This window comes from Synechococcus sp. RedBA-s, from assembly GCF_024345495.1.
Taxonomy (GTDB): Bacteria; Cyanobacteriota; Cyanobacteriia; order PCC-6307; family Cyanobiaceae; genus Regnicoccus_A.
Map to the genome: position 1 here is coordinate 57,987 of NZ_JAGQBF010000006.1, position 19,591 is coordinate 77,577.

Genomic DNA, 19,591 nt, shown 5'->3' on the forward strand with positions numbered 1-19,591 from the left:
GGCCGCGCCCCCGCCGATGCCCCGCCCGTTGAAGCTCTCGGCCCGGGCCGAAGCCCTGCAGCCTTCGCTCACCCTGGCCATTGCGGCCCGCGCCAAGCAGTTGCGCGCCGAGGGCCAGGACATCTGCAGCCTGAGCGCGGGCGAACCCGACTTCGACACCCCGCCCTTCATCCGCCAGGCGGCCATCGATGCCCTCGAGGCCGGCGCCACCCGCTATGGCCCGGCCGCCGGCGAGCCGGCCCTGCGCGAGGCGATCGCCGTCAAGCTCAGCGAGGAAAACGGGGTTGCCACCAAAGCCGAGCAGGTGCTGGTCACCAATGGTGGCAAGCAGGCTCTGTTCAACCTTTTCCAGGTGCTGCTGGGTCCCGGCGATGAGGTGCTGCTGCCGGCCCCCTACTGGCTCAGCTACCCGGAGATGGTCCAGCTGGCCGGCGCCACGGTGCGGCTGCTGCCCAGCGACGCCGAGCACGGCTTCCGCCTCGATCCCCAGCAGCTGGAGGCCGCGATCACCCCGGCTTCCCGCCTGCTGGTGCTCAACAGCCCGTCCAATCCCACCGGGATGGTGTTCAGCCGCCAGGAGCTGGAGGCCATCGCCGTGGTGCTGCGCCGCCATCCCCAGGTGGCGGTGGTCTGCGACGAGATCTATGAGTTCCTGCTGGCCCCGGGCCATGAACACCACAGCTTCGCGGCAGTGGCGCCCGACCTCAGCGATCGGGTGTTCATCGTCAATGGCTTCGCCAAGGGCTGGGCCATGACGGGCTGGCGGCTGGGCTTCCTGGCCGGTCCCACTGCTGTGGTGAGTGCCGCGATCGCACTGCAGAGCCAGAGCACCAGCAACGTCTGCTCCTTCGCCCAGTTCGGTGCCCTGGCGGCGGTGAGCGGCCCGCGCGACTGCGTCGTGGAGATGGCGCGCCAGTTCAGTGAGCGGCGTGCCCTGCTGCATGGGGGCCTCGCGGCCCTGCCGGGGCTCACCCTGCAGCCACCGCAGGGGGCCTTCTACGCCTTCCCGGATGTGAGCGCTCATGGGCTCGATTCGATGACCTTCTGCAACCGTCTGCTCAACGAGGTGGGTCTGGCCCTGGTGCCGGGGATCGCCTTCGGTGACGACCGCTGCGTACGCCTCTCCTGCGCCGCCTCCCCCGCCACCCTGCGCGATGGTCTGGGCCGGCTCGGTCACTTCCTCACATCCCTGTAAATCGAAGCACCCCCATGGCTCCCTTGCCCCTCCTCCCCCCACGCCTTCCGCGTACCGGTTTTCGCCTGGCTCTGCTGGCAGGCCTCGCCCTGGCCCTCATGCCAGCGGCCTTGCCGCCCCAGCTGCAGCAGGCCGCACCCCAGCTAGCCGGCGCCCAGGCCCAGCAGAAGCTGCTGCGGATCAGCGCCATTCCTGATCAGAAACCGGAAACCCTCAACCGCCTCTACCCCCTGCTGGCGAACGAACTCAGCCGCAGCCTCGGCGTGCCGGTGAAGTACGTGCCGGTGACCGATTACACCGCCGCCGTGAGTGCCTTCCGCCGCGGCGATCTGGATCTGGTCTGGTTCGGAGCCCTCACCGGTGTTCAGGCCCGGCTGCAGAAGCCCGGCGCCAAGGTGATCGCCCAGCGCGACATCGACGCCTCCTTCCAGAGCTTCTTCATCGCCAACACTGCTAGTGGAATCAAGCCCATCGCCAACCAGAAGGGGCTGAGTGTGCTCAAGGGCAAGCGCTTCACCTTCGGCTCGGAGAGCTCCACTTCCGGTCGGCTGATGCCCCAGTACTTCCTCGGCCAGGCCGGCGTGCGGCTGACTGATTTCGCCGGCGGCGCCCCGGGCTTCAGCAGCAGCCACGACGCCACGATCGCCCTCGTGCAGAGCGGCGCCTACCAGGCGGGGGTGGTGAACGAGGAGGTGTGGCAGAGCAGCCTCAGCTCCGGCAAGACCGACCCGAAGAAGGTGATCGTGATCTGGCGCACCCCCGGTTACGCCAACTACCACTGGCTCGCCCAGCCGAATCTCGACCAACGCTTCGGCAAGGGCTTCACCACCAGGCTTCAATCCACCTTCCTGAATCTGCGCGCCAGCAATCCCAAGCAGGCCCAGATCCTCGACCTCTTCGGTGCAAAGCGATTCATTCCTGCTCCTCCGCGTCTGTACGACTCGATCGAGAAGGTGGGCCGCGAGATCGGCAAGATCCGCTGAGCCACGCCCCTGGGGTCCCCTTAGCCTGGGCCCAGATCCCAGAGATGGCATGCGCTTCAACGGCAGTCTGGAGGAGCTTCAGGCCCTCGTCGCCAAGCTGGGGCAACCGGGCCACTGGGTGCACCAGGGAGCCTTCGAGATGTACGTTCTCGACGACGAGGAGACCAACGTCCGCCTGAACTGGTGGCCCCGCGGAGGTGAACTGCGCCTGGTGGGTGACCCGGCCCAGCGGCTGGATCTGGAGGCGGCCCTGAAGGCCGTGCTCCCCTGAGCCCCAGGATGTCAGGGTCCGGGTCCCCTTCTCATCCGGCCTGAGCCCTCTGCCTTGATCAGCTCCCCCGACCATCCTCTGCTGGAGCTGCGCTCCATTCGCCTGCCGGGCCGCACCGCCCCGCGGCTGGATGATGTGTCGTTGCAGCTGAGGCCGGGGGAGCGGGTGGCCCTGGTGGGTCCCAGTGGCGCGGGCAAGAGCAGCCTGCTGGCGGTGGCCAATGGGCTGCTCAGGCCTGAGGCCGGCGAGGTGCTCTGGAACGGTGTCGCCCCGGCGCGCTCCAGGCGCCGGCGCCGGCGGCAGCAGGCCCTGATCGGCACCCTCTGGCAGGACCTGCGCCTGATCGAGGAGCTGACCGTTCAGCAGAACCTGAATGCGGCGCGGCTGGCCCGCTGGGGCTGGCCGAGGGCCCTGCTCAACCTGATGCTGCCGCTCGAGACCGCCGCCAACACCGCTGTTCTCGCGCGGGTCGACCTCAGCGCTGACCTGTTGGAGCAACCGGTGACCGCCCTCTCCGGCGGCCAGCGCCAGCGCCTGGCCCTGGCCCGTTTGCTGCGCCAGGAGCCGCTGCTGCTGCTGGCGGATGAACCCCTGGCCCACCTGGATCCACGCCTGGCGCGGGAGCTGCTGGCCCTGCTGCTGGCGCAGGCCAGCGGCCGCCGGGCCCTGTTGCTCAGCCTGCACCGGCCCGACCTGCTCGATGGTTTTGATCGGGTGGTGGCCCTGCGCCAGGGCCGTGTGGTGCTGGACGCGGCACCCACGGCGCTGGCGGGCCCCCAGCTGGCGGCCCTCTATCGCTCGGAACCATGACGGCCGCCTCCGCCTGGAGCTGGAGGGCGCTGCGCCTGGCCCCGCCACTGCTGCCGCTGCTGCCGGCCCTGGTCTGGTTGCCGGTGCTGCTGCTGCTTCCTGGCCTCAGCCACGGTGGCGGCTGGGACCTGATCGGTCAGTTCGCCGGGGCGGCCTTCAAGCCGTCGCTGGATCCGCTGGTGCTGAGCTCGGCCTTCACTGGCCTGGGGGTCACGGTGGGAATTGCCCTGCTGGGCTGGGCCCTGAGCCTGGTGCTGGGTCTGGTGGGGGGAGTGCTCAGCTCGCGCACGGTGTGGCGCACGGCCACCGGCAGTGCCCTGCCGGCGGAGTGCATCAGGCGGTTGCTGGCGGTGCCCCGGGCGGTGCACGAGCTGCTCTGGGGCCTGCTGCTGCTGCAGTTGCTGGGCCTGCAGCCGGTGGTGGCGGTGCTGGCGATCACGATTCCCTACGCCGCCCTGGTGGCACGCGTGGTGAGTGATCTGCTCGACGCCCTGCCCACCGCGGGCCTGGAGGGACTGCGCCTGGCGGGTGCACCGGCGGGGCCGGCCCTGCTCACCGCCCTGGGGCCGGCGCTGCAGCCGGGGGTGATCAGCTACGGCGGCTACCGGCTGGAATGCGCTCTGCGCAGCGCCACGTTGCTGGGGGTGTTCGGCCTTGGCGGGCTGGGCACTGATCTGCGGCTCACGCTTCAGTCGCTGCAGTTCCGTGAGCTCTGGAGCGGACTGTGGATGCTGCTGCTGGTGATGCTGGTGCTGGAGGCCCTGCTGCGGGTTTTGCGCCAGCGTTGGGGGATGCCGGCCCGCTTCGGCCTCAGCCGCCGCTCCGTGGGGCGCGGTGGCCGTGAGGTGGTTCTCGGCGCTCTGCTGCTGCTGCCTCTGCTGGTGCTGGTGGCCGTGGCCCTGGGGGTCAACCCGCTGCAGCTGGGGCAGCTTCAGCCCCTGCCCGCCTGGACGGCCGACTGGCCGGCGGTGGCGGCGCTGCCCTGGCCCTCGCTGATCGGCTCCACACTGGCGCTCACCCTGCTGGCGGCGGCCCTGGCGGTGGGCAGTGCACCGCTGCTGCTGCTGTTGATGGCCCCCTGGCCCTGGGGCCGGGCGCTGATGCAGGCCATCTGGGCGCTGGGGCGCCTCTGGCCGCCGCCACTCACCGCCCTGCTGCTGCTGTTCGTGCTGCAGCCCGGGGTGCTCACGGCGGCCCTGGCCCTTGGTTTCCACAACCTGGGCATCCTGGGTCGCCTGCTGCTGGAGGCGGAGGAAGCGGCCCCGCTGCAGGCGGAGGAGGCCCTGGCCGCCGCTGGAGCAGGGCCGCGGCTGGCCCTGCTCTACGGCCGATTCAGCGCCCTGGCCCGCTCCTATCTGGCCTACGGCGCCTACCGCGCCGATGTGATCCTGCGCGAGACGGTGGTGGTGGGTCTGGTGGGTGCCGCCGGACTGGGCAGCCTGCTGCTGGAGGCCCTCAGTTCCTTCGCCATCGACCAGCTGATCGCCCTGGTGGCGGTCTACGTGGTGCTGACCCTGATGGGAGAAGATCTCAGCGACCGCCTCCGCCGGCGCCTGCTGGCGGCCTGACGCCCGAGCCCATGGCCGTGACCGCGACACCGCGCAAGCTGATCGTGCTGGGGGACAGCGGGGTGTACGGCTGGGGCGACCCCGATGGCGGTGGCTGGTGTGAGCGGCTGCGGCGCCATTGGATGGGCCTGCCCGATGGACCCGTGCTCTACAACCTCGGCGTGCGCGGCGATGGCCTGGAGCGGCTGGCGGCGCGCCTTCATCGGGAGGTGGGCTGCCGGGGGGAGCTGCGCCGTCAGGCACCGCAGGGGATCGTGCTCAGCGTGGGCCTCAACGACACCGCCCGGGTCGGGCGGTCCGACGGCCGCCACCAGCTGGCGCCGGAGGCGTTCCTGTTCGGCTGGCAGCAGCTGTTGCGCGAGGCGGTGCGGCTGGCCCCGGTGCTGGTGATCGGGCTGACGCCGGTGGATGAGGCGGTGATGCCCTTCGCCGGCTGCCTCTGGTATGAGCAGGCCAGCGTGCACCGCTACGAGCGGCTGCTGGAGGAGGCCTGCCTGGAGGCCGATGTGCCCTTCCTGCCGCTGCTGCACCCCCTGCTGGAGGATCCCCACTGGAGCCGGCTGCTCAGCGCCGATGGCCTGCATCTCAATGCCGACGGCCATGACCGGATCTACGAGCTGATGCGCCAGTGGCCGGCGCTGCTGGCCTGGGCGGGGCTGGAGTCGAGGCTGGCCCGCACACCGGCCCACTGAGCGCACCGGTCCACTGAGCTCGCCGGCCTGTTGTCCTCGCTTGTGCTCCCTCACCCATTTGGGGGAGGTGAGTTCACCGGTTGGGGTGAAGCGCGACCTGGCCCAGTCGATTGAGGGTGGAAACACGGACCCGCCACTGTCCCCGCCATGCCCAGCCCACGCCCCCAGCCCTCCCAGGACCAGGACCTCCACAGCCGTAATGCCGAGCTGCTGCAGCGTTTTCACCGCAGCGGCGACCACCGCCTGCGCAACCGACTGGTGGAGCTGAATCTGCCCCTGGTGCGCCAGGTGGCCGCACGCCAGAGCGCGAGCACCAGGCTGCCGCTCGACGATCTGGTGCAGCTGGGCTGTCTGGGGCTGATCCGCGCGATCGAGGCCTTTGATCCGTCCCGCTCCACCAGCTTGAGCAGCTTTGCGGTGCCCTACATCCGCGGGGCGATGCAGCACCACCTGCGCGATCACGAGCAGCCCCTGCGCTGCTCCCGTCAGCTGCGGGAGCTGCACTGCCGCGGCCAGGCCCTGATGCAGCAGCGTCAGCATCACCAGTTGCCCGCGCTGGGGGAGGAGGAGCTGGCGGCCGCGCTGGGCTGCTCGCCGCAGCGCTGGTGTGAGGCGCAGCAGCTGCAACAGGCCCTGAGGCTGCGCAGCCTCGATGCCCCCGCCGCTGATGGAGAGGAGCGCGGCGGCACGCTGCTGGAGCGGCTGCCGGCGCGGGAGCGGCCGCACCCCTGGCGCGCCGATCACCAGGGGGAATCGCTGTGCTGTGAAGGCGACAACCAGCGTTGGCTGAAGCACCGGCTGGAGCGCCTTGATCCCAGCCTGCGCCAACTGGTGCTGGAGCGGGTGCTGCAGGGCGCCTCCTGGCGGCGGCTGGGGGCCGATCAGGGGCTGACCGCCCGGGCCGCCCAGCGGCGCTTCGAGGCGCTTGTGCTGCTGTTGCGTGAGGAGATCGATCAGCTGCTGCAGAGCCGCCAGGCGCCGCCGGTCTGGCCGCTGCGCCGGCGCCAGCACGCACCGGCACTCAGGGCCCCAGCAGCGTGGCCAGTCCCATCGCCAGCAGGGCGGCGATCAAGGTTTGCAGGCCGTTCACCAGTTCATTGCTGAGCCAGGCCAGGCGCCCCTGCAGGGTGGCGCCGATCAGGCTCTCGATCAGGGTGGCCCCCAGCCCCACCGCCGTCACCAGCAGGGCCGCGGCGGCGGAAGGCAGCAGACCGAGGGCCAGCAGAACAGCGGCCATCACGGCGCTGCCGCCGAGGCTGGCGGCGGTGCCCTCCAGGCTGATGGCCCCTTCACTGCCCGGGGGCACCGGCCGCAGGTTGGTGATCAGCACGGTGGTGCGGCCCCAGCGCTTGCCGATCTCACTGCCGCAGGTGTCGGCGAGCTTGGCGGCGAAGCTGGCGGCGAAGCCCAGCATCAGCAGCGGAGCAGGGGCACCGGGCAGTGTGGTGAGCGCGGCCAGCACGGCACCGGTGGCGGCCGAACCCCAGACGTTCTCGGGCCCGCGCCGGCCGCCGCGGCCCTCCGCCAGCCCCTGCTCCCGCTTGCGCCGGATCCCGAGCCGAGTCACGGCCGAGCCCAGGGCCAGGTAGATCACCACCGCCAGCCAGCCGCGCCAGCCCAGGCAGCCCCAGAGCAGGCTGCCGAGGATGCCGGCGTGCACCCAGCCGGCCCTGGTGAGCAGCGGCAGCCGCTGAGCCAGGGCGATCAGCACGGCGTTGACCAGAACGGCCAGCAGCCACTGGGCCGCAGGCGGCGGTGCAAGGGGCAGGGCGGGCAGCACGGCGCAGGAGCAGGCGATCACCAGTTTCCCCGGCGCCCGGGCCCTGCCTCCTGCGGCTGCGCCCCAGGTCTCTGTTGCACTCCCCAACGGGCAGGCAGTGGTGGAGCCGTCGCGACGGATAATCAGCCCACACGTCCTGGCTGGCCGGCGTCATGATTTTCAAGCCCAAGGGGTTTTTCCTCAACCTCGACAAGGAGGCTGACGCCAAGCCGGCCGTGGTGGCTCCCGTGGCGGCCAGGTCTGTCCAGGGCAAGGGGGGCAAGGCTGCGAAGGCTGAACCGGCCGCAGCCAGCGCCGGTCCAACCAGCGCTGGTTCAGGCGGCGCGGCTGCCGCGAGTGCCGAGTCAGAGTCGGCTGTCCCGGTGCTCACCACCGCCGAGGCGATCGCCGCCGAACTGCGCCGCGAGCAGGAGAATCGCCCGGCCCCCAGTGTGGTTACCTTCTCGCCTGAGTGCCTGATCCCCTCCGGTGCGCTGCCCCGCGCCCGCCGCCTGGCAGGCGCCAATCTGGGTGTGTTCAAGCAGATGGCCACCGGCATGCTCGGCCGCTGAGCGCAGCCCGCCACTGCACCAGCGTGGCCAGCCCGGCCACGGCCGCCGTGGAGGTGCGCAGGATGTGGGGGCTGAGGCTCACCCCCTGCCAGCCGGCCGTGTCGGCGGCGGTGGCTTCCGCTGGGCTCCAGCCACCCTCCCCGCCGATCGCCAGGGCCACTCCAGGGCTCGCTCCGGCCAGGGCAGCCGCTGGTGACTGCGCCAGGGCGGCGGTCAGCAATGGCAGCTGCTCTTCCCGGGTGCTGGCCAGCAGTGGCAGGCCGGAGCGCGCTTCAGCGAGATAGCTGACCGCCGCCAGCGGCTCCAGCAGCTGCGGCAGCCAGAGGCGTTCGCACTGCTCGCAGGCCTCACGCAGGATCGTCTGCCAGCGGGCCGTCTTCCAGCTGCCGTGCCGCGCGCCGTGCTCGGCCACCAGGGGCTGGAGCCGATCCACCCCCAGCTCGCAGGCCATGCGCACCACCACGTCGAAGTCGAGGCGGGGAATGGCCACCGCCAGCTCCAGCCAGGGGCTGGCGACCGGCTGGCGCTGCAGGGGCTGATCCAGCGGCTGCTCCAGCCGGGCCTGGGGTCCATCGAGCAGCAGCGCACTCCAGAGCTGGCCCTGCCCGTCGATCACGGCGAAGCGATCTCCGGGGCCGTAGCGCAGCACGCGGCTGAGGTAGCGGCTCTCCTCGGGGGCCAGGGCCAGGGTGGTGCCGGCCGCCAGGCGCTCGGGGGCGATCAGCAGGCGGCGCAGCTCGCGCACCACCGGCCTCAGTTGGCGCCGTGGGGGAAGAGGGCGTCGGGCACCTCCTCCACCGGCCAGTCCTCATTGACGCCGCCGATCAGCACCTCCTCGATCTCCACCAAGTCGTTGTTGAGCTGACGCAGAGCATTGATCAACACATCGAGGGCCACCCCATCGCTGGTGCCCAGGTCGACCCAGCAGCGGCACCAGGCGTCGCGGTATTCCGGCTCGCCCATGCTGTGCATCAGGGCGGGGAGGGTCGCCTCGGCGGCCTCGATGTCGTAGTGCATGGCGCTGAGGTCGATGCCCTCTTCATGCACCTGCAGGCTTTCGGCGTTGAAGCCCCCCAGCTTGCCGAGGAAGAACCAGCTGTCGAAGACGGTGTCGACGTAGCCCCGCTCCCCCTGGCCGGGGTGATCGGGGAAGCGCAGCCAGATCCAGCAGTTGAACGGATCCACCTCGCGGAAGCGAATGTCCATGGGCGTTGCTCCTTCCAGAATTGACTGGTGACCCCTATCAAACTCGGTGGCGGCTGCTGCAAGCTGGTGCGGTCCGTGGTCCCCCATGCTGGAGCTCCGATCGGTCTGCTATCACCCGGCCACCACCCCTGAGCCGGTGCTGCGCGACCTCAGCCTGACCCTGCCCGTGGGCGAGCCGGTGCTGGTGGCGGGCCGCAGCGGCAGCGGCAAGAGCACCCTGCTGGAGCTGATCAGCGGCCTGGCGGACCCCACTGGCGGCACGATCCTCTGGCAGGGCCAGCCGGTGACGGGCCGAGCGCGCCGCTGGCTGAGCGGCCTGGTGTTCCAGTTCCCCGAACGCCATTTCCTTGGCTTGAGCGTGGGTCAGGAGCTGAAGCTGGGCCAGCGCCGCCTGGGGAGCGAGCGGCTGGAGGCGGTGCTGGCTCAGGTGGGCCTGCAGGGGGTGTCGCTGCAGCAGGCGCCGGAGCGGCTCAGCGGCGGCCAGCAGCGGCGACTGGCCCTGGCGGTGCAGCTGCTGCGGGACCCGAAGGTGCTGCTGCTGGATGAACCCACCGCCGGGCTGGATTGGTCTGTGCGCCATGAGGTGCTGCAGCTGATCGCCCAGCTGGGCCGCCAGCGGGCCCTGCTGGTGGTCACCCATGAGCCGGAGCTGTTCCGCAGCCTGGTGGGCCAGGCCTGGCTCCTCAGCGACGGGGCCCTTCAGTCCCTGCCGGCGCTCCGTACGATGCCCTGAGTTGGCGGAGGGCGCAGCGATGCCCGATCAGTTGGTGCGGGCCACGGCGGCCGATGGGGGAATCCGTCTGGTGGCGGCGCTCACCACGGTGACCAGCCGCTACGCCCGGCGGCGCCATGGGCTCTCGTACCTCACCACGGCGCTGCTGGGGCGGGCGATGACGGCCGGGCTGCTGCTGGCCAGCTCGATGAAGGTGGCCCACGGGCGGGTGAACCTGCGCATCCAGTCGGATGGGCCCCTGCGCGGGCTGATGGTGGATGCAGGCCGTGACGGCAGTGTGCGCGGCTACGTGGGCCACCCGGGCCTGGAGCTCGACCTGCTGGAGGAGGCCGACGGCCAGCACCAGTTCGATTTCCGTCAGGCCACAGGCACCGGCTACCTGCACGTGGTGCGCGACCAGGGCAAGGGGGAGCCGTTCAGCAGCACGGTGGAGCTGGTGAGTGGCGGCATCGGCGATGACGTGGCCTCCTACCTGCTCCACTCCGAGCAGACCCCCTCAGCGCTGTTCGTGGGGGAGCAGATCGACAGCAGCGGCGTGCGCTGCGCCGGTGGGGTGTTGGTGCAGGTGCTGCCGAAGGCGGCGCAGGAGCCGGCGCTGGTGGCGCTGCTGGAGGAGCGCTGCCGGGAGATCAGCGGCTTCAGTTCGCGCCTGGCCGCCTGCAAGGACGACCTCAAGCTGCTGCTGGAGGACATCTTCCCCGACCTCGATCCCCAGCTGCTGGAGGACGCTGAGGCCCGTCAGGACGTGACCTTCCACTGCCCCTGCACCCGCCGCCGCAGCGTCAATGCCCTGCGGCTGCTGGGCCAGCAGGAGCTGGCCTCGATCCTGCAGGAAGATGGCCGCGCCGAGCTCACCTGCCACTTCTGCAACGAGGTGTACGGGGTGGAGGAAGGGGAACTGCGCGAGCTGATCGCCGAGCTCTCCGTGGCTCAGGCCTAAGCCACAGTTGATGGCTCAGGCGATCAGCAGAGCGCCCAGCAGCAGCAGGATCAGGGCCGGCAGGCTCTGCACCTGATTCAGGGCCAGCGGCAGACCGAGGGGCAGGGCTGGATCCAGGCCCATGGTGAGCAGACCGCCCAGCAGCAGGCCCACGCTCAGCAGGGCGAAGCTCCAGCCCACGGCGGCCAGGAAGCGGCCGTTGCGGCGCCTGAGATTGATCACGGTGACGCCCGTGGCCAGGGCCAGCACCACCTCCGCCGAGCCGGGCGGGGTGACCAGCACCAGCAGCAGCAGCAGACCATCGGCCACCAGGGGAAACCAGCGCTCACGGCCCTCGGCCAGGGCGATGGTGGGCATCGACAGGCTGGGGGCCTGCAGCTTGTTGGCGCCGCTGAACTGGGGCAGGGAGGGCAGCTGGGGCAGGGACGGCCGCGAGGGAACCCTTGCTGCCGCCGGTTTGACCTCCTCGCGCTTCGAGGCGGTGACCGCGGCGCTGCTCACCTTGCCCTGCTGTCGCTCGCGCAGGCGCTCCATCAGCACCGCGTCGTAGGCGGCCTCCACCTTGGCGCAGGCCTGGGGATCAGTGGCCACCGCCGCGAGCTGATGCTGGCGCGCGGCCTGCACCTCATCGAAGCTGGCGTCGGGGGTGATGCCGAGCCGTTCGTAGGGGCTGGCGTTGGGGGCGGGTTCAGAACCGTTGGTCATGGCCTCCGGTGCGTGGGGCTGTGTCGTGCGCCGAGCGTATCGAGGCGAAGGGCTTGCGGCTGTGCCTGAGGTGGTGAATGAGACCTGCCGGAGCTGACGACGGGGCTCAGAACAGGGGCTCGCTGCAGTGGTAGCCCGCGTCCTGCTGCAGCTCGAGGCGCCGGGCCTCCGCTTCGTCGATCGCCAGCCAGTGGCGGCTTTTGAGCAGGGGCATCTGGGGGGGCAGGTGGCTGCCTTCGCGGATTTCCACGGCTTCCTGGCTGGGCAGGAAACGCACGTAGTCGGAGCCTCCATCCCGGCGGGGGCGAACCAGCCAGATCGGCTGAGGCATGGCCGTTACCTTGACCTTTCGTTGTAAATGATTCTGGCGAGGCCGGCGGCGGGCCGTGGCTCAGATCGCGATCGGTTCGACGCCGCTGACCACCGGCGCCACGGCACTGAGCTCCAGCTCGGGGTGATCCTCCTTGAGCTGGTTGAGGTTCCACTCGTTCTTGAACAGCAGCACCGGCCGGTCCCAGGCGTCACGCACGGTCTTGCAGTTGAAGATGCGCCCGACGCTCTCCAGCGCCGGCCAGCCGCCCACCACCCAGCGCGCCACGCTGAAGCCGAGGGGCTCCAAGCGTGTGTCCACCCCGTATTCGTTCTCCAGCCGGTATTGCACCACCTCCATCTGCAGCTGACCGACCGCCGCCAGGATCGGATCGCGCTTGCTGGCGTCGGTGTCGTAGAGGATCTGAACCGCCCCTTCTTCGCGCAGCTCATTGACCCCCTTGCGGAAGCTCTTGAAGGCCGAAGGGTTGGGGTTGCGCAACCAGGCGAAGATCTCCGGGCTGAAGCAGGGGATTCCCTCGTATTCCACCTTCGGGCCCACGTAAAGGGTGTCGCCGATGGCGAACATGCCGGGGTTGTTCAGGCCGATCACATCACCGGGATAGGCGGTTTCGACCACTTCCCGGTCCTGGCCGAACAGCTTCTGGGGGCGGGAGAGGCGGATGGTGCGGCCGCTGCGGGCATGGCGCACACTCATGTCCTTGTCGAAGCGGCCTGAGCAGACCCGCACGAAGGCGATGCGGTCGCGGTGGCGGGGGTCCATGTTGGCCTGCAGCTTGAACACGAAGCCGCTGAACTCGGGCCGTAGCGGATCGATGGGGCCGCCCTGGCTGGTGCGGGCCACGGGGCGCTGGGCCAGCTCCAGAAAGGCATCGAGGAAGGGATGCACGCCGAAGTTGGTCATCGCCGAGCCGAAGAACACTGGGCTGAGCTCGCCGGCATGCACCAGCTCCAGGTCGAGGTCGGCACCGGCGCCATCCAGCAGCTCCAGTTCCTCCAGGGCCTGAGCCAGGAGTTCCGGCTCCACCAGGTCGGCCAGTTCGGGGCTGCCGGCGGCCAGGCGCTGCTCGGCGGCCTGGCGACCCCGCTCGGCCCGGGTGAACAGGATCACATCGCGGCTGCGGCGGTCGATCACACCGCGGAAGCGGTCGCCGCTGCCGATCGGCCAGTTCACCGGCCAGCAGGTGAGCCCCAGCTCACTCTCGATCTCATCGATCAGCTCCAGCGGCTCTCGCCCGGGCCGATCCATCTTGTTGATGAAGGTGAAGATCGGAATCCGCCGCATGCGGCAGACCTCGAACAGCTTGCGGGTCTGGGGCTCAAGGCCCTTGGCGGCGTCTTCGAGCATCACCGCGTTATCGGCGGCGGCCAGGGTGCGGTAGGTGTCTTCGGAGAAGTCCTGGTGGCCGGGGGTGTCCAGCAGGTTGATCGTGCTGCCGTCGTAGTCGAACTGGAGCACGGTGGAGGTGATCGAGATGCCGCGCTGCTTCTCCAGCTCCATCCAGTCGGAGGTCACCTTGCGCTGCTCGCCCTTGGCCTTCACCGCCCCGGCCTGCTGGATCGCACCGCCATAGAGCAGCAGTTTTTCGGTGAGGGTGGTCTTGCCGGCGTCGGGGTGGGAAATGATCGCGAAATTGCGGCGCCGGGCCACGGCCTCAGCCAGGGCCTGCTGCTCGGAGTCTGCGGCCGCGTTCTGTGGGGCCCCTGTGCTGCTGCTGGTCATGGGCTCAGCCTGACAGGCCACCCCAGGGCGCTGCCACTGGTGGCCGGGCGCGCTTGCACCCCCCACCAGTGGCGGTATGGTTCAACAACCTGACCACACCCTCCGCCGTGACCCTCACCCCAGCGCGCCCCGATCTGATCGATCCCGCCGGGACCGCGGGCCCAGGGGCTGAGGCCGTGCGCCTGCAGGGCGGCCAGATCGGAGCCAATGGCCTGCTGGAGCCCGATTTCCCGCCCACCGCTCCGGCGGCAAACCCCGTTTTTTACCGCACCTACTCCCGCCGCACCGAGGCCGGCCGCGAGAGCTGGTACCAGGTGTCCGAGCGCAACCTGGAGGGTCTGCGCCAGCTGGGTCACCTCAATGGGGCGGAGGTGGAGCTGATCCGGCGCATGCAGAAGCACCAGCAGGCCCTGCCCTCGGGGCGCTGGCTCTGGATCGGCGGAACCCCCTGGATTCAGCAGCGCCACAACTTCTCCGGTGCCTACAACTGCACCTCCACCAACCTGATCGACTGGGAAGCCTTCGGTCTGATGATGGACCTGGCGATGATGGGCTGCGGCACCGGCGCCATCATCGAGCCCCGCCTGATCGAGCGGCTGCCCCTGGTGCGCAATCAGCTGCGCATCGAGGGCGTCACGCCCATTGGCCTCACCCCCGCCGGAGCGCGCCAGGAGGCCACCAGCCACAGCGTCGAGGGCCAGCGGGTCGAGATCAAGGTGGGTGACACCCGTCGCGGCTGGGTCGACAGCTACCAGCTGCTGCTGGAGCTCTGCAGTGATGAGCGCTTTGACGCCGCCACGCCGATCACGGTGAGCGTGGATCTCTCCGATGTGCGGCCGGTGGGCGAAACGCTCAAGGGCTTCGGCGGCATGGCCAATCCTGTGAAGCTGGGGGACCTCTACGGCCGCGTGGCCCAGATCCTCAACAAGGCGATCGGCCGCCGGCTCACCTCGGTGGAATGCTGCCTGCTGATTGATGAGGCGGCGGTCACGATCGTGGCCGGCAACATCCGCCGCTCCGCCGGCATGCGCCAGTTCGCCGCCGAGGATCTCTCCGCCGCTGGCGCCAAGGACAACCTTTGGCAGCAGGACGCCAGCGGCAACTGGAGCATCGACCCCGAGCGCGATGCGCTGCGGATGGCCAACCACACCCGGGTGTTCCACAGCCGCCCCAGCAAGGAGGTGGTGCTGGAGGCGGTGGTCAAGCAGTTCCAGAGCGGCGAGGGCGCGATCCAGTTCGCTCCCGAAGCCATCGCCCGCTCCAATGCCGATCTGCTGCCCACCCCTGAGCTGCGCAGTGAGTTCATCGACATCTATGTGGATCAGGGCCGCGAGGAAGCCGGCCGCTGGCTGCAGCTGCACCACCCCGAGATCAGCGCCGCCGAGCTGGAGCACCGCTTGGGGCGCTACGGGCTCAACCCCTGCGGCGAGATCCTCGGCGCTGATTTCCACTGCAACCTGGCTGAAATCCACCTGAACCGGATCGATCCAGCCGACCACCAGGCCCAGGCCGATGCCTTCAGGGCCGGTGGGCTGGCGGTGGCCTGCCTGCTCAACCACGACTTCGAAGTGGAGCGCTACCGCCAGAGCCGCGCCTGGGATCCGATCGTGGGGGTGAGCTTCACCGGCCTGTTCGACTTCTTTGTGCATGCCTTCGGCACGCCCTGGCTGCGCTGGTGGGAGCAGGGCCGCCCTGAAACGGAGGAAGGCCTGGCCTTCAAGGCCCAGGAAGCGGAGTATCTGGGCCGCTGGAAGCAGATCGTGAACGAGGCGGTGTGGGACTACTGCGACCGCCACGGCCTGCGCCGTCCCAACCGCTGCACCACCGTGCAACCGGCCGGCACCAAGAGCCTGCTCACCGGCGCCAGCCCCGGCTGGCATCCGCCCAAGGCGCAGCGCTTCATCCGCCGCATCACCTTCCGCAAGAACGATCCGGTGGCCCTGGCCTGCCTGGACTACGGCTACACGATCGTGCCGAGCCAGTCGGACAAGGATGAGAACGGCCGCCTGCTGGATGATCCCTTTGATCCCCGTTGCGGCGAATGGCTGGTGGAGATCCCCACCGAGGTGAGCTGGGCGAACATCCCGGGCGCCGATGCGGTGGAGATCAACAACTTCTCGGCCCTGGCCCAGTTCGACTTCTACATGCAGGTGCAGAAGCACTACACGGCCCACAACACCTCCGCCACGGTGGAATTCCGCGAGAACGAGATCGAAGGGCTGGCCGAGGCGATCCACCAGGCGATCGATGGCGGCGAGGGTTACATCTCAGCGGCGCTGCTGGCCCGCTTCGATGCCAATGCCACCTTTCCGCGGCTGCCGTTCGAGCCGATCGATCTGGCCACCTACACCCGCCTGCAGCAGGAGGTGGCCGCCCGCCGCCGCACGGCTGATTTCTTCGAGGCGCTGCAGCGTTACGACCAGGGCGAACTGGTGGAAGCTGGTCCTGCCGGCTGCGATTCCGACAAGTGCCTTCTGCCCCTGGCCAAACCAGCCCCATGAGCATGTTCAGCCGGCGCCATGCGGGTTTAGAGGCTCCATGGGCGGGCCTGGTGATCAGCCTCCTGTTCCTGGTCCTGTCTGCCCTCCCTGCTCGGGCCAGCAGCGATCTCAACCCCGATATCGAGAAGATGTGCCAAGGCCTTGCGGTGATCAACGCCGAGCTGGGGGCCACAGCCGCACCAGGTTCACCGATGGGCAAGCGCATGCAAACCGAGCTGTCGCTCTCCCAGGCTCAATACGGCGCGCTGTGGTCGCTGATGAAGCTCACCAATACCAGCACCTGTTCATCGTTGTACTGATTCAGCCGGAGTTCAACCATGGGTCGCGGCCGCCTCGAAGCTTTCAGTGATGGGGTGCTCGCCATCATCATCACGATCATGGTGTTGGAGCTCAAGAGCCCTGAAGGTGAAGGTGTGGGGGCGTTGCTGGCGCTGGCACCGATCTTCTTCAGTTATGTGCTGAGCTTCCTCTACATCGGCATCTACTGGAACAACCATCACCACCTGCTGCAGGCCTGCCGGCGGGTGAGCAGTGGAGTGCTCTGGGCCAATCTGCATCTGCTCTTCTGGTTGTCGCTGGTTCCCTTCGCGACCCGCTGGATCGGCGAAAACCACTACGCCGCCCTGCCCACCGCGGTCTACGGCGTCAACCTGCTGCTGGCCGCGGTGGCCTACTGGATCCTGCAGCAGGCGATCATCAGCAACGATGGAGACACCTCACCGCTGCGCCGGGCCATCGGCCGCGACTGGAAGGGCCGCCTGTCGCAACTGCTCTATGTACTGGCCGTGCTCGTTGCCTTCGCGGCGCCATGGCTGGCGCAAGCGATCTACCTGCTCGTGGCCCTGATCTGGATCATCCCCGATCGACGCATCGAGCAGGCCCTCCTGGAGGAGTAATCCGATGATCAGGCCGCGTGGAATGTATCCCAGTGAACAGGTGGTTCACGGGTCCGTGAACCACCACTACCGTTCTGAGACCGGTGTACAAAACCTAGGCCTCATCAGGAGTTCATGGCATCACCGATGCTGCTAGGCAAGTGGTTCACGGAATGAGGGAGACGGTGGCTGGTGGTTCTCAGAACCGTCCAATGACAAGTTAGACATGATTAAGGCCGGTCATCAGCATCCAACATCATGAACTTTTCAAAGACAAGGATTGATAAAGCAGGTAGAGCACTAGCAAGAGATGAGTACCGCTCTGAAGAAGAATATTTTGACCTGGAAGAAGTATTTGACGAGTACCGCAAGCTACATTTAGCTCCGCTGTCATTGACAACTCTAGAAATACAGAATTGGCTAGCGGCAGAAGAAGGCGAATACTGTATTGCACAGCGCCTTAAGCGTAAGCCTCAGATTGTGCGCAAGCTCAAACGCCTAAACACAAGGCTCAGCCAACTCCAAGATATTGCTGGTCTACGGATTGTTGTTGAGAATAATTATTCTGTTGATGAACTTCTGAGGTTTCTGCGGCTGAAGGTAAGTGAAAATCAAAATTTTGAAGTTAGGAGAGAAACCGACTACAGAGGCCAGGGGAGAGATGACACAGGCTACAGGGCTGTGCATTTTCTGATTGAAAGGGAGGGATTTTCCATTGAACTACAGATACGAAGCAAGCAACAGCACTACTGGTCCGAAACAATAGAAAGAACCTCAGTTATTTACGGTTACTATCTAAAGGAAGGGGAGGGTGATCAAACAGTTCTAACTTATTTTAAACAGCTATCCAACGCATTCTATGAGTTTGAGTCGGGCAGAAGGCTAAGTCCTGCTCATCGCATAGACCTAGAAGATCTTAAGCAAAAGAGTGAGGAGATTATTCGAGCCTCGAAGAGGGGTTCAACCTTCGATAGCCATGTCAACGAAGGGATTATTAAAACACTCATTGAAAAAGAGAAAAGGCTTGGACAGGGACTTAATAACTGGATTCTGGTATTCGACTGGAATACTGGCTCGTTCATTTACTGGGATAGTGTCAGCAGAGATCCTGGTGAAGCAATTGGCATCTATGTTAAGTATGAGAAAGAGTTTTCTTCGGAAATGGGATACGAAGTCGTTCTTCTTGGCTCCTCAAATGTTGCGACAGTTCGGCAAACACACAGTCATTACTTTGGAGTGGAAAACAGAGATGCTGTTCTTGGAGATATCGGAGAATCATTGATTGGGTTCTCTCAAAAAGTTGACCTTGACATTGGCGCTCGTCAAATCCTGCTTGCGCTGTCTCGAAAGAATCTCTGGGGCAAGAGAACTGTCTCTTCAGAAACTCTGAGAAATCACTACTGTCAGAATATCTTGACTTACGAATCATCATTTCAAGCATTAGTTGAAAAGGGATTTATCTTAACTGATGGAGGCGTGTCGTTGTCGCTGAGAAACAAGTCGGATATCGATGGCTACTTGTAAGTATTCAGAGATGTCTAACATCAAGATCCAGCAGGCGGGAGCAGTGATGCTTCCTAATCGCATGGAACTTCCACCCGCCGCTGATCTTCAGCGTTAGGCGGTTGTAGGAAGCCCGGTTGTGATGCTCACAGACAACAGTTCAACAGAGGTTATGAGAAAAGCTCATGCACAAGAACGCTGAGATAGTACGTCGCGCCGCGTCGTTGGCGGTGAGTGCGTTGGGCGACGGGAGCGCACAGTCCTTAGCGACTGGCGAATGTGCGGAGGGCCATGACCATATCGATTGGCTCTTCGTCACGCGGGCTGTCTTGCTGAATCCCGCTGGCGCGTACTCATACGAATGGAAGAAGGATGCCCGATGACCTTCTGGCAGAACAAGAGCGTAGTCATCACGGGTGGCGGCTCCGGCATCGGCAAAGCCCTGGGCGCAGGGCTCGCGCAACGGGGTGCCAGGGTCTGGCTGAGCGATATCAACGGCGACTCCGCAGCTGAAGCCGCCAGCGAGATCGGCCGTGACGCGCAGTCCCTCGTGCTCGATGTCACCGACGCGGACTCCGTGGCATCGCATATCGACCAAGTCGTGCATGCGCATGGCCGCATCGATGCGGTGTTCAACAATGCTGGCATTGGTGTCGGGGGTGACATTCGCGAGCTGAACCTGGTTCACTTCAACCGTTCGATCGACGTGAATATTCGTGGCGTGATCCACGGCGTCATGGCTGCCTTCCCTCACATGAAAGCGCAGGGTGGTGGAATTATCGTCAACACGGCCTCGGCCGCTGGCCTTCTGGGATTGCCCCTACTGGCACCCTACTCAATGAGCAAGCACGCCGTCGTCGGCTTGAGCAATGCGCTGAGATTCGAGGCGGCCGAGCACGGCGTTCAGCTGAACGTTCTGTGTCCGATGGCCATCGAAACTCCGCTTCTCGAGACGGATATTTCGCGCGATCTCGGCGCCTCGTGGCGCCCCGACATACGGTCATACCTGACTCGAGTTGGGGGGCCGCCCTATCCTGTCGGCAAGTTTGTCGACTATGCGTTGAGGCAGATCGAAGAAAACAAGGGCATGATCGTTGCGCCTTTCGGGGGTCGATTGCGCATCGCCATCAATAGAGTATTGCCCGGTGTCGTCGAGCGCCTGACTAGGAAAGCCTACTTGGAAGCGCTCGCGACCCGGCCGAAGGACTAACTCATGATCTCGCCG

21 protein-coding genes are annotated in these 19,591 nt (G+C 67.0%); 15 read left to right on the plus strand and 6 right to left on the minus strand.

Annotated features, from left to right (window positions below; all coding sequences use genetic code 11):
- Window positions 1-16: 16 nt before the first annotated feature.
- The 7 genes from KBY67_RS03590 (at window position 17) to KBY67_RS03620 (ending at window position 6,623) form a co-directional block, all read left to right on the plus strand.
- Entirely contained in the window at window positions 17-1,195 is a 1,179-nt protein-coding gene (locus tag KBY67_RS03590) for a pyridoxal phosphate-dependent aminotransferase (RefSeq protein ID WP_255108806.1), read from the plus strand.
- A gap of 98 nt (window positions 1,196-1,293) precedes the next feature.
- Window positions 1,294-2,178, plus strand: coding sequence for a putative selenate ABC transporter substrate-binding protein (locus tag KBY67_RS03595; protein WP_399213864.1), 885 nt, complete (start codon window positions 1,294-1,296; stop codon window positions 2,176-2,178).
- A gap of 49 nt (window positions 2,179-2,227) precedes the next feature.
- On the plus strand, window positions 2,228-2,449 hold the full coding sequence (locus tag KBY67_RS03600) for a hypothetical protein (RefSeq protein ID WP_255108810.1): 222 nt from the start codon (window positions 2,228-2,230) through the stop codon (window positions 2,447-2,449).
- Window positions 2,450-2,503: 54 nt separating this feature from the next.
- Window positions 2,504-3,259: an ATP-binding cassette domain-containing protein gene (locus KBY67_RS03605; RefSeq protein ID WP_255108812.1), complete on the plus strand. Its 756-nt coding sequence runs from the start codon at window positions 2,504-2,506 to the stop codon at window positions 3,257-3,259.
- Window positions 3,256-4,827 (plus strand): ABC transporter permease, encoded by a 1,572-nt coding sequence (locus KBY67_RS03610; protein WP_255108815.1) that lies wholly within the window; start codon window positions 3,256-3,258, stop codon window positions 4,825-4,827. Before KBY67_RS03605 ends, KBY67_RS03610 begins: the two co-directional genes overlap by 4 nt.
- 11 nt (window positions 4,828-4,838) lie before the next feature.
- Window positions 4,839-5,519, plus strand: coding sequence for a GDSL-type esterase/lipase family protein (locus KBY67_RS03615; protein WP_255108817.1), 681 nt, complete (start codon window positions 4,839-4,841; stop codon window positions 5,517-5,519).
- A gap of 147 nt (window positions 5,520-5,666) precedes the next feature.
- Window positions 5,667-6,623: a sigma-70 family RNA polymerase sigma factor gene (locus KBY67_RS03620; RefSeq protein WP_255108820.1), complete on the plus strand. Its 957-nt coding sequence runs from the start codon at window positions 5,667-5,669 to the stop codon at window positions 6,621-6,623.
- On the opposite strand, the gene KBY67_RS03625 is transcribed toward KBY67_RS03620, so the two are convergent.
- Window positions 6,541-7,299, minus strand: a complete 759-nt coding sequence (locus tag KBY67_RS03625) for a DUF92 domain-containing protein (protein ID WP_255108912.1) — start codon at window positions 7,297-7,299, stop codon at window positions 6,541-6,543. The two genes, KBY67_RS03620 and KBY67_RS03625, sit on opposite strands and share 83 nt — an antisense overlap.
- Window positions 7,300-7,451: 152 nt before the next feature.
- Here KBY67_RS03625 and KBY67_RS03630 point away from each other — a divergent pair, with 152 nt between their 5' ends.
- The gene (locus tag KBY67_RS03630) at window positions 7,452-7,850 is read left to right on the plus strand and encodes a hypothetical protein (protein WP_255108822.1); all 399 of its coding nucleotides are present in this window, start codon (window positions 7,452-7,454) and stop codon (window positions 7,848-7,850) included.
- Here the strand turns inward: KBY67_RS03630 and KBY67_RS03635 are convergent.
- Window positions 7,816-8,595 carry a 16S rRNA (uracil(1498)-N(3))-methyltransferase gene (locus KBY67_RS03635; protein ID WP_255108824.1) on the minus strand — a complete coding sequence of 260 codons (780 nt, stop codon included), beginning with the start codon at window positions 8,593-8,595 and terminating at the stop codon, window positions 7,816-7,818. The two genes, KBY67_RS03630 and KBY67_RS03635, sit on opposite strands and share 35 nt — an antisense overlap.
- A gap of 8 nt (window positions 8,596-8,603) precedes the next feature.
- Entirely contained in the window at window positions 8,604-9,056 is a 453-nt protein-coding gene (locus KBY67_RS03640) for a DUF3531 family protein (RefSeq protein WP_255108826.1), read from the minus strand.
- Window positions 9,057-9,141: 85 nt separating this feature from the next.
- Here KBY67_RS03640 and KBY67_RS03645 point away from each other — a divergent pair, with 85 nt between their 5' ends.
- The gene (locus tag KBY67_RS03645; protein ID WP_255108828.1) at window positions 9,142-9,789 is read left to right on the plus strand and encodes an ABC transporter ATP-binding protein; all 648 of its coding nucleotides are present in this window, start codon (window positions 9,142-9,144) and stop codon (window positions 9,787-9,789) included.
- Between the two features lie 19 nt (window positions 9,790-9,808).
- Window positions 9,809-10,729 (plus strand): Hsp33 family molecular chaperone HslO, encoded by a 921-nt coding sequence (gene hslO / locus KBY67_RS03650; protein ID WP_255108830.1) that lies wholly within the window; start codon window positions 9,809-9,811, stop codon window positions 10,727-10,729.
- Window positions 10,730-10,744: 15 nt separating this feature from the next.
- Here hslO and KBY67_RS03655 read toward each other — a convergent pair whose 3' ends face one another.
- From KBY67_RS03655 to KBY67_RS03665, 3 genes are all read right to left on the minus strand, one after another.
- Window positions 10,745-11,434 (minus strand): CPP1-like family protein, encoded by a 690-nt coding sequence (locus KBY67_RS03655; protein WP_255108832.1) that lies wholly within the window; start codon window positions 11,432-11,434, stop codon window positions 10,745-10,747.
- 106 nt (window positions 11,435-11,540) lie between these two features.
- The gene (locus KBY67_RS03660; RefSeq protein ID WP_255108834.1) at window positions 11,541-11,765 is read right to left on the minus strand and encodes a hypothetical protein; all 225 of its coding nucleotides are present in this window, start codon (window positions 11,763-11,765) and stop codon (window positions 11,541-11,543) included.
- 60 nt (window positions 11,766-11,825) lie between these two features.
- Window positions 11,826-13,487 carry a peptide chain release factor 3 gene (locus KBY67_RS03665; RefSeq protein ID WP_255108836.1) on the minus strand — a complete coding sequence of 554 codons (1,662 nt, stop codon included), beginning with the start codon at window positions 13,485-13,487 and terminating at the stop codon, window positions 11,826-11,828.
- A gap of 107 nt (window positions 13,488-13,594) precedes the next feature.
- Here KBY67_RS03665 and nrdJ point away from each other — a divergent pair, with 107 nt between their 5' ends.
- The 5 genes from nrdJ to KBY67_RS03690 all read left to right on the plus strand — a co-directional run bounded on the left by nrdJ (window position 13,595) and on the right by KBY67_RS03690 (window position 19,576).
- Window positions 13,595-15,988, plus strand: a complete 2,394-nt coding sequence (nrdJ, locus tag KBY67_RS03670; protein ID WP_399213846.1) for a ribonucleoside-triphosphate reductase, adenosylcobalamin-dependent — start codon at window positions 13,595-13,597, stop codon at window positions 15,986-15,988.
- A 2-nt stretch (window positions 15,989-15,990) separates the two neighbouring features.
- Window positions 15,991-16,287 carry a hypothetical protein gene (locus KBY67_RS03675; RefSeq protein WP_255108838.1) on the plus strand — a complete coding sequence of 99 codons (297 nt, stop codon included), beginning with the start codon at window positions 15,991-15,993 and terminating at the stop codon, window positions 16,285-16,287.
- An 18-nt stretch (window positions 16,288-16,305) separates the two neighbouring features.
- Entirely contained in the window at window positions 16,306-16,884 is a 579-nt protein-coding gene (locus KBY67_RS03680) for a TMEM175 family protein (RefSeq protein ID WP_255108840.1), read from the plus strand.
- A gap of 237 nt (window positions 16,885-17,121) precedes the next feature.
- Complete coding sequence (locus tag KBY67_RS03685) at window positions 17,122-18,387, plus strand: RelA/SpoT domain-containing protein (protein WP_255108842.1); 1,266 nt, start codon at window positions 17,122-17,124, stop codon at window positions 18,385-18,387.
- Window positions 18,388-18,745: 358 nt separating this feature from the next.
- The gene (locus tag KBY67_RS03690; protein WP_255108844.1) at window positions 18,746-19,576 is read left to right on the plus strand and encodes an SDR family oxidoreductase; all 831 of its coding nucleotides are present in this window, start codon (window positions 18,746-18,748) and stop codon (window positions 19,574-19,576) included.
- The last annotated feature ends 15 nt before the right edge of the window (window positions 19,577-19,591 follow it).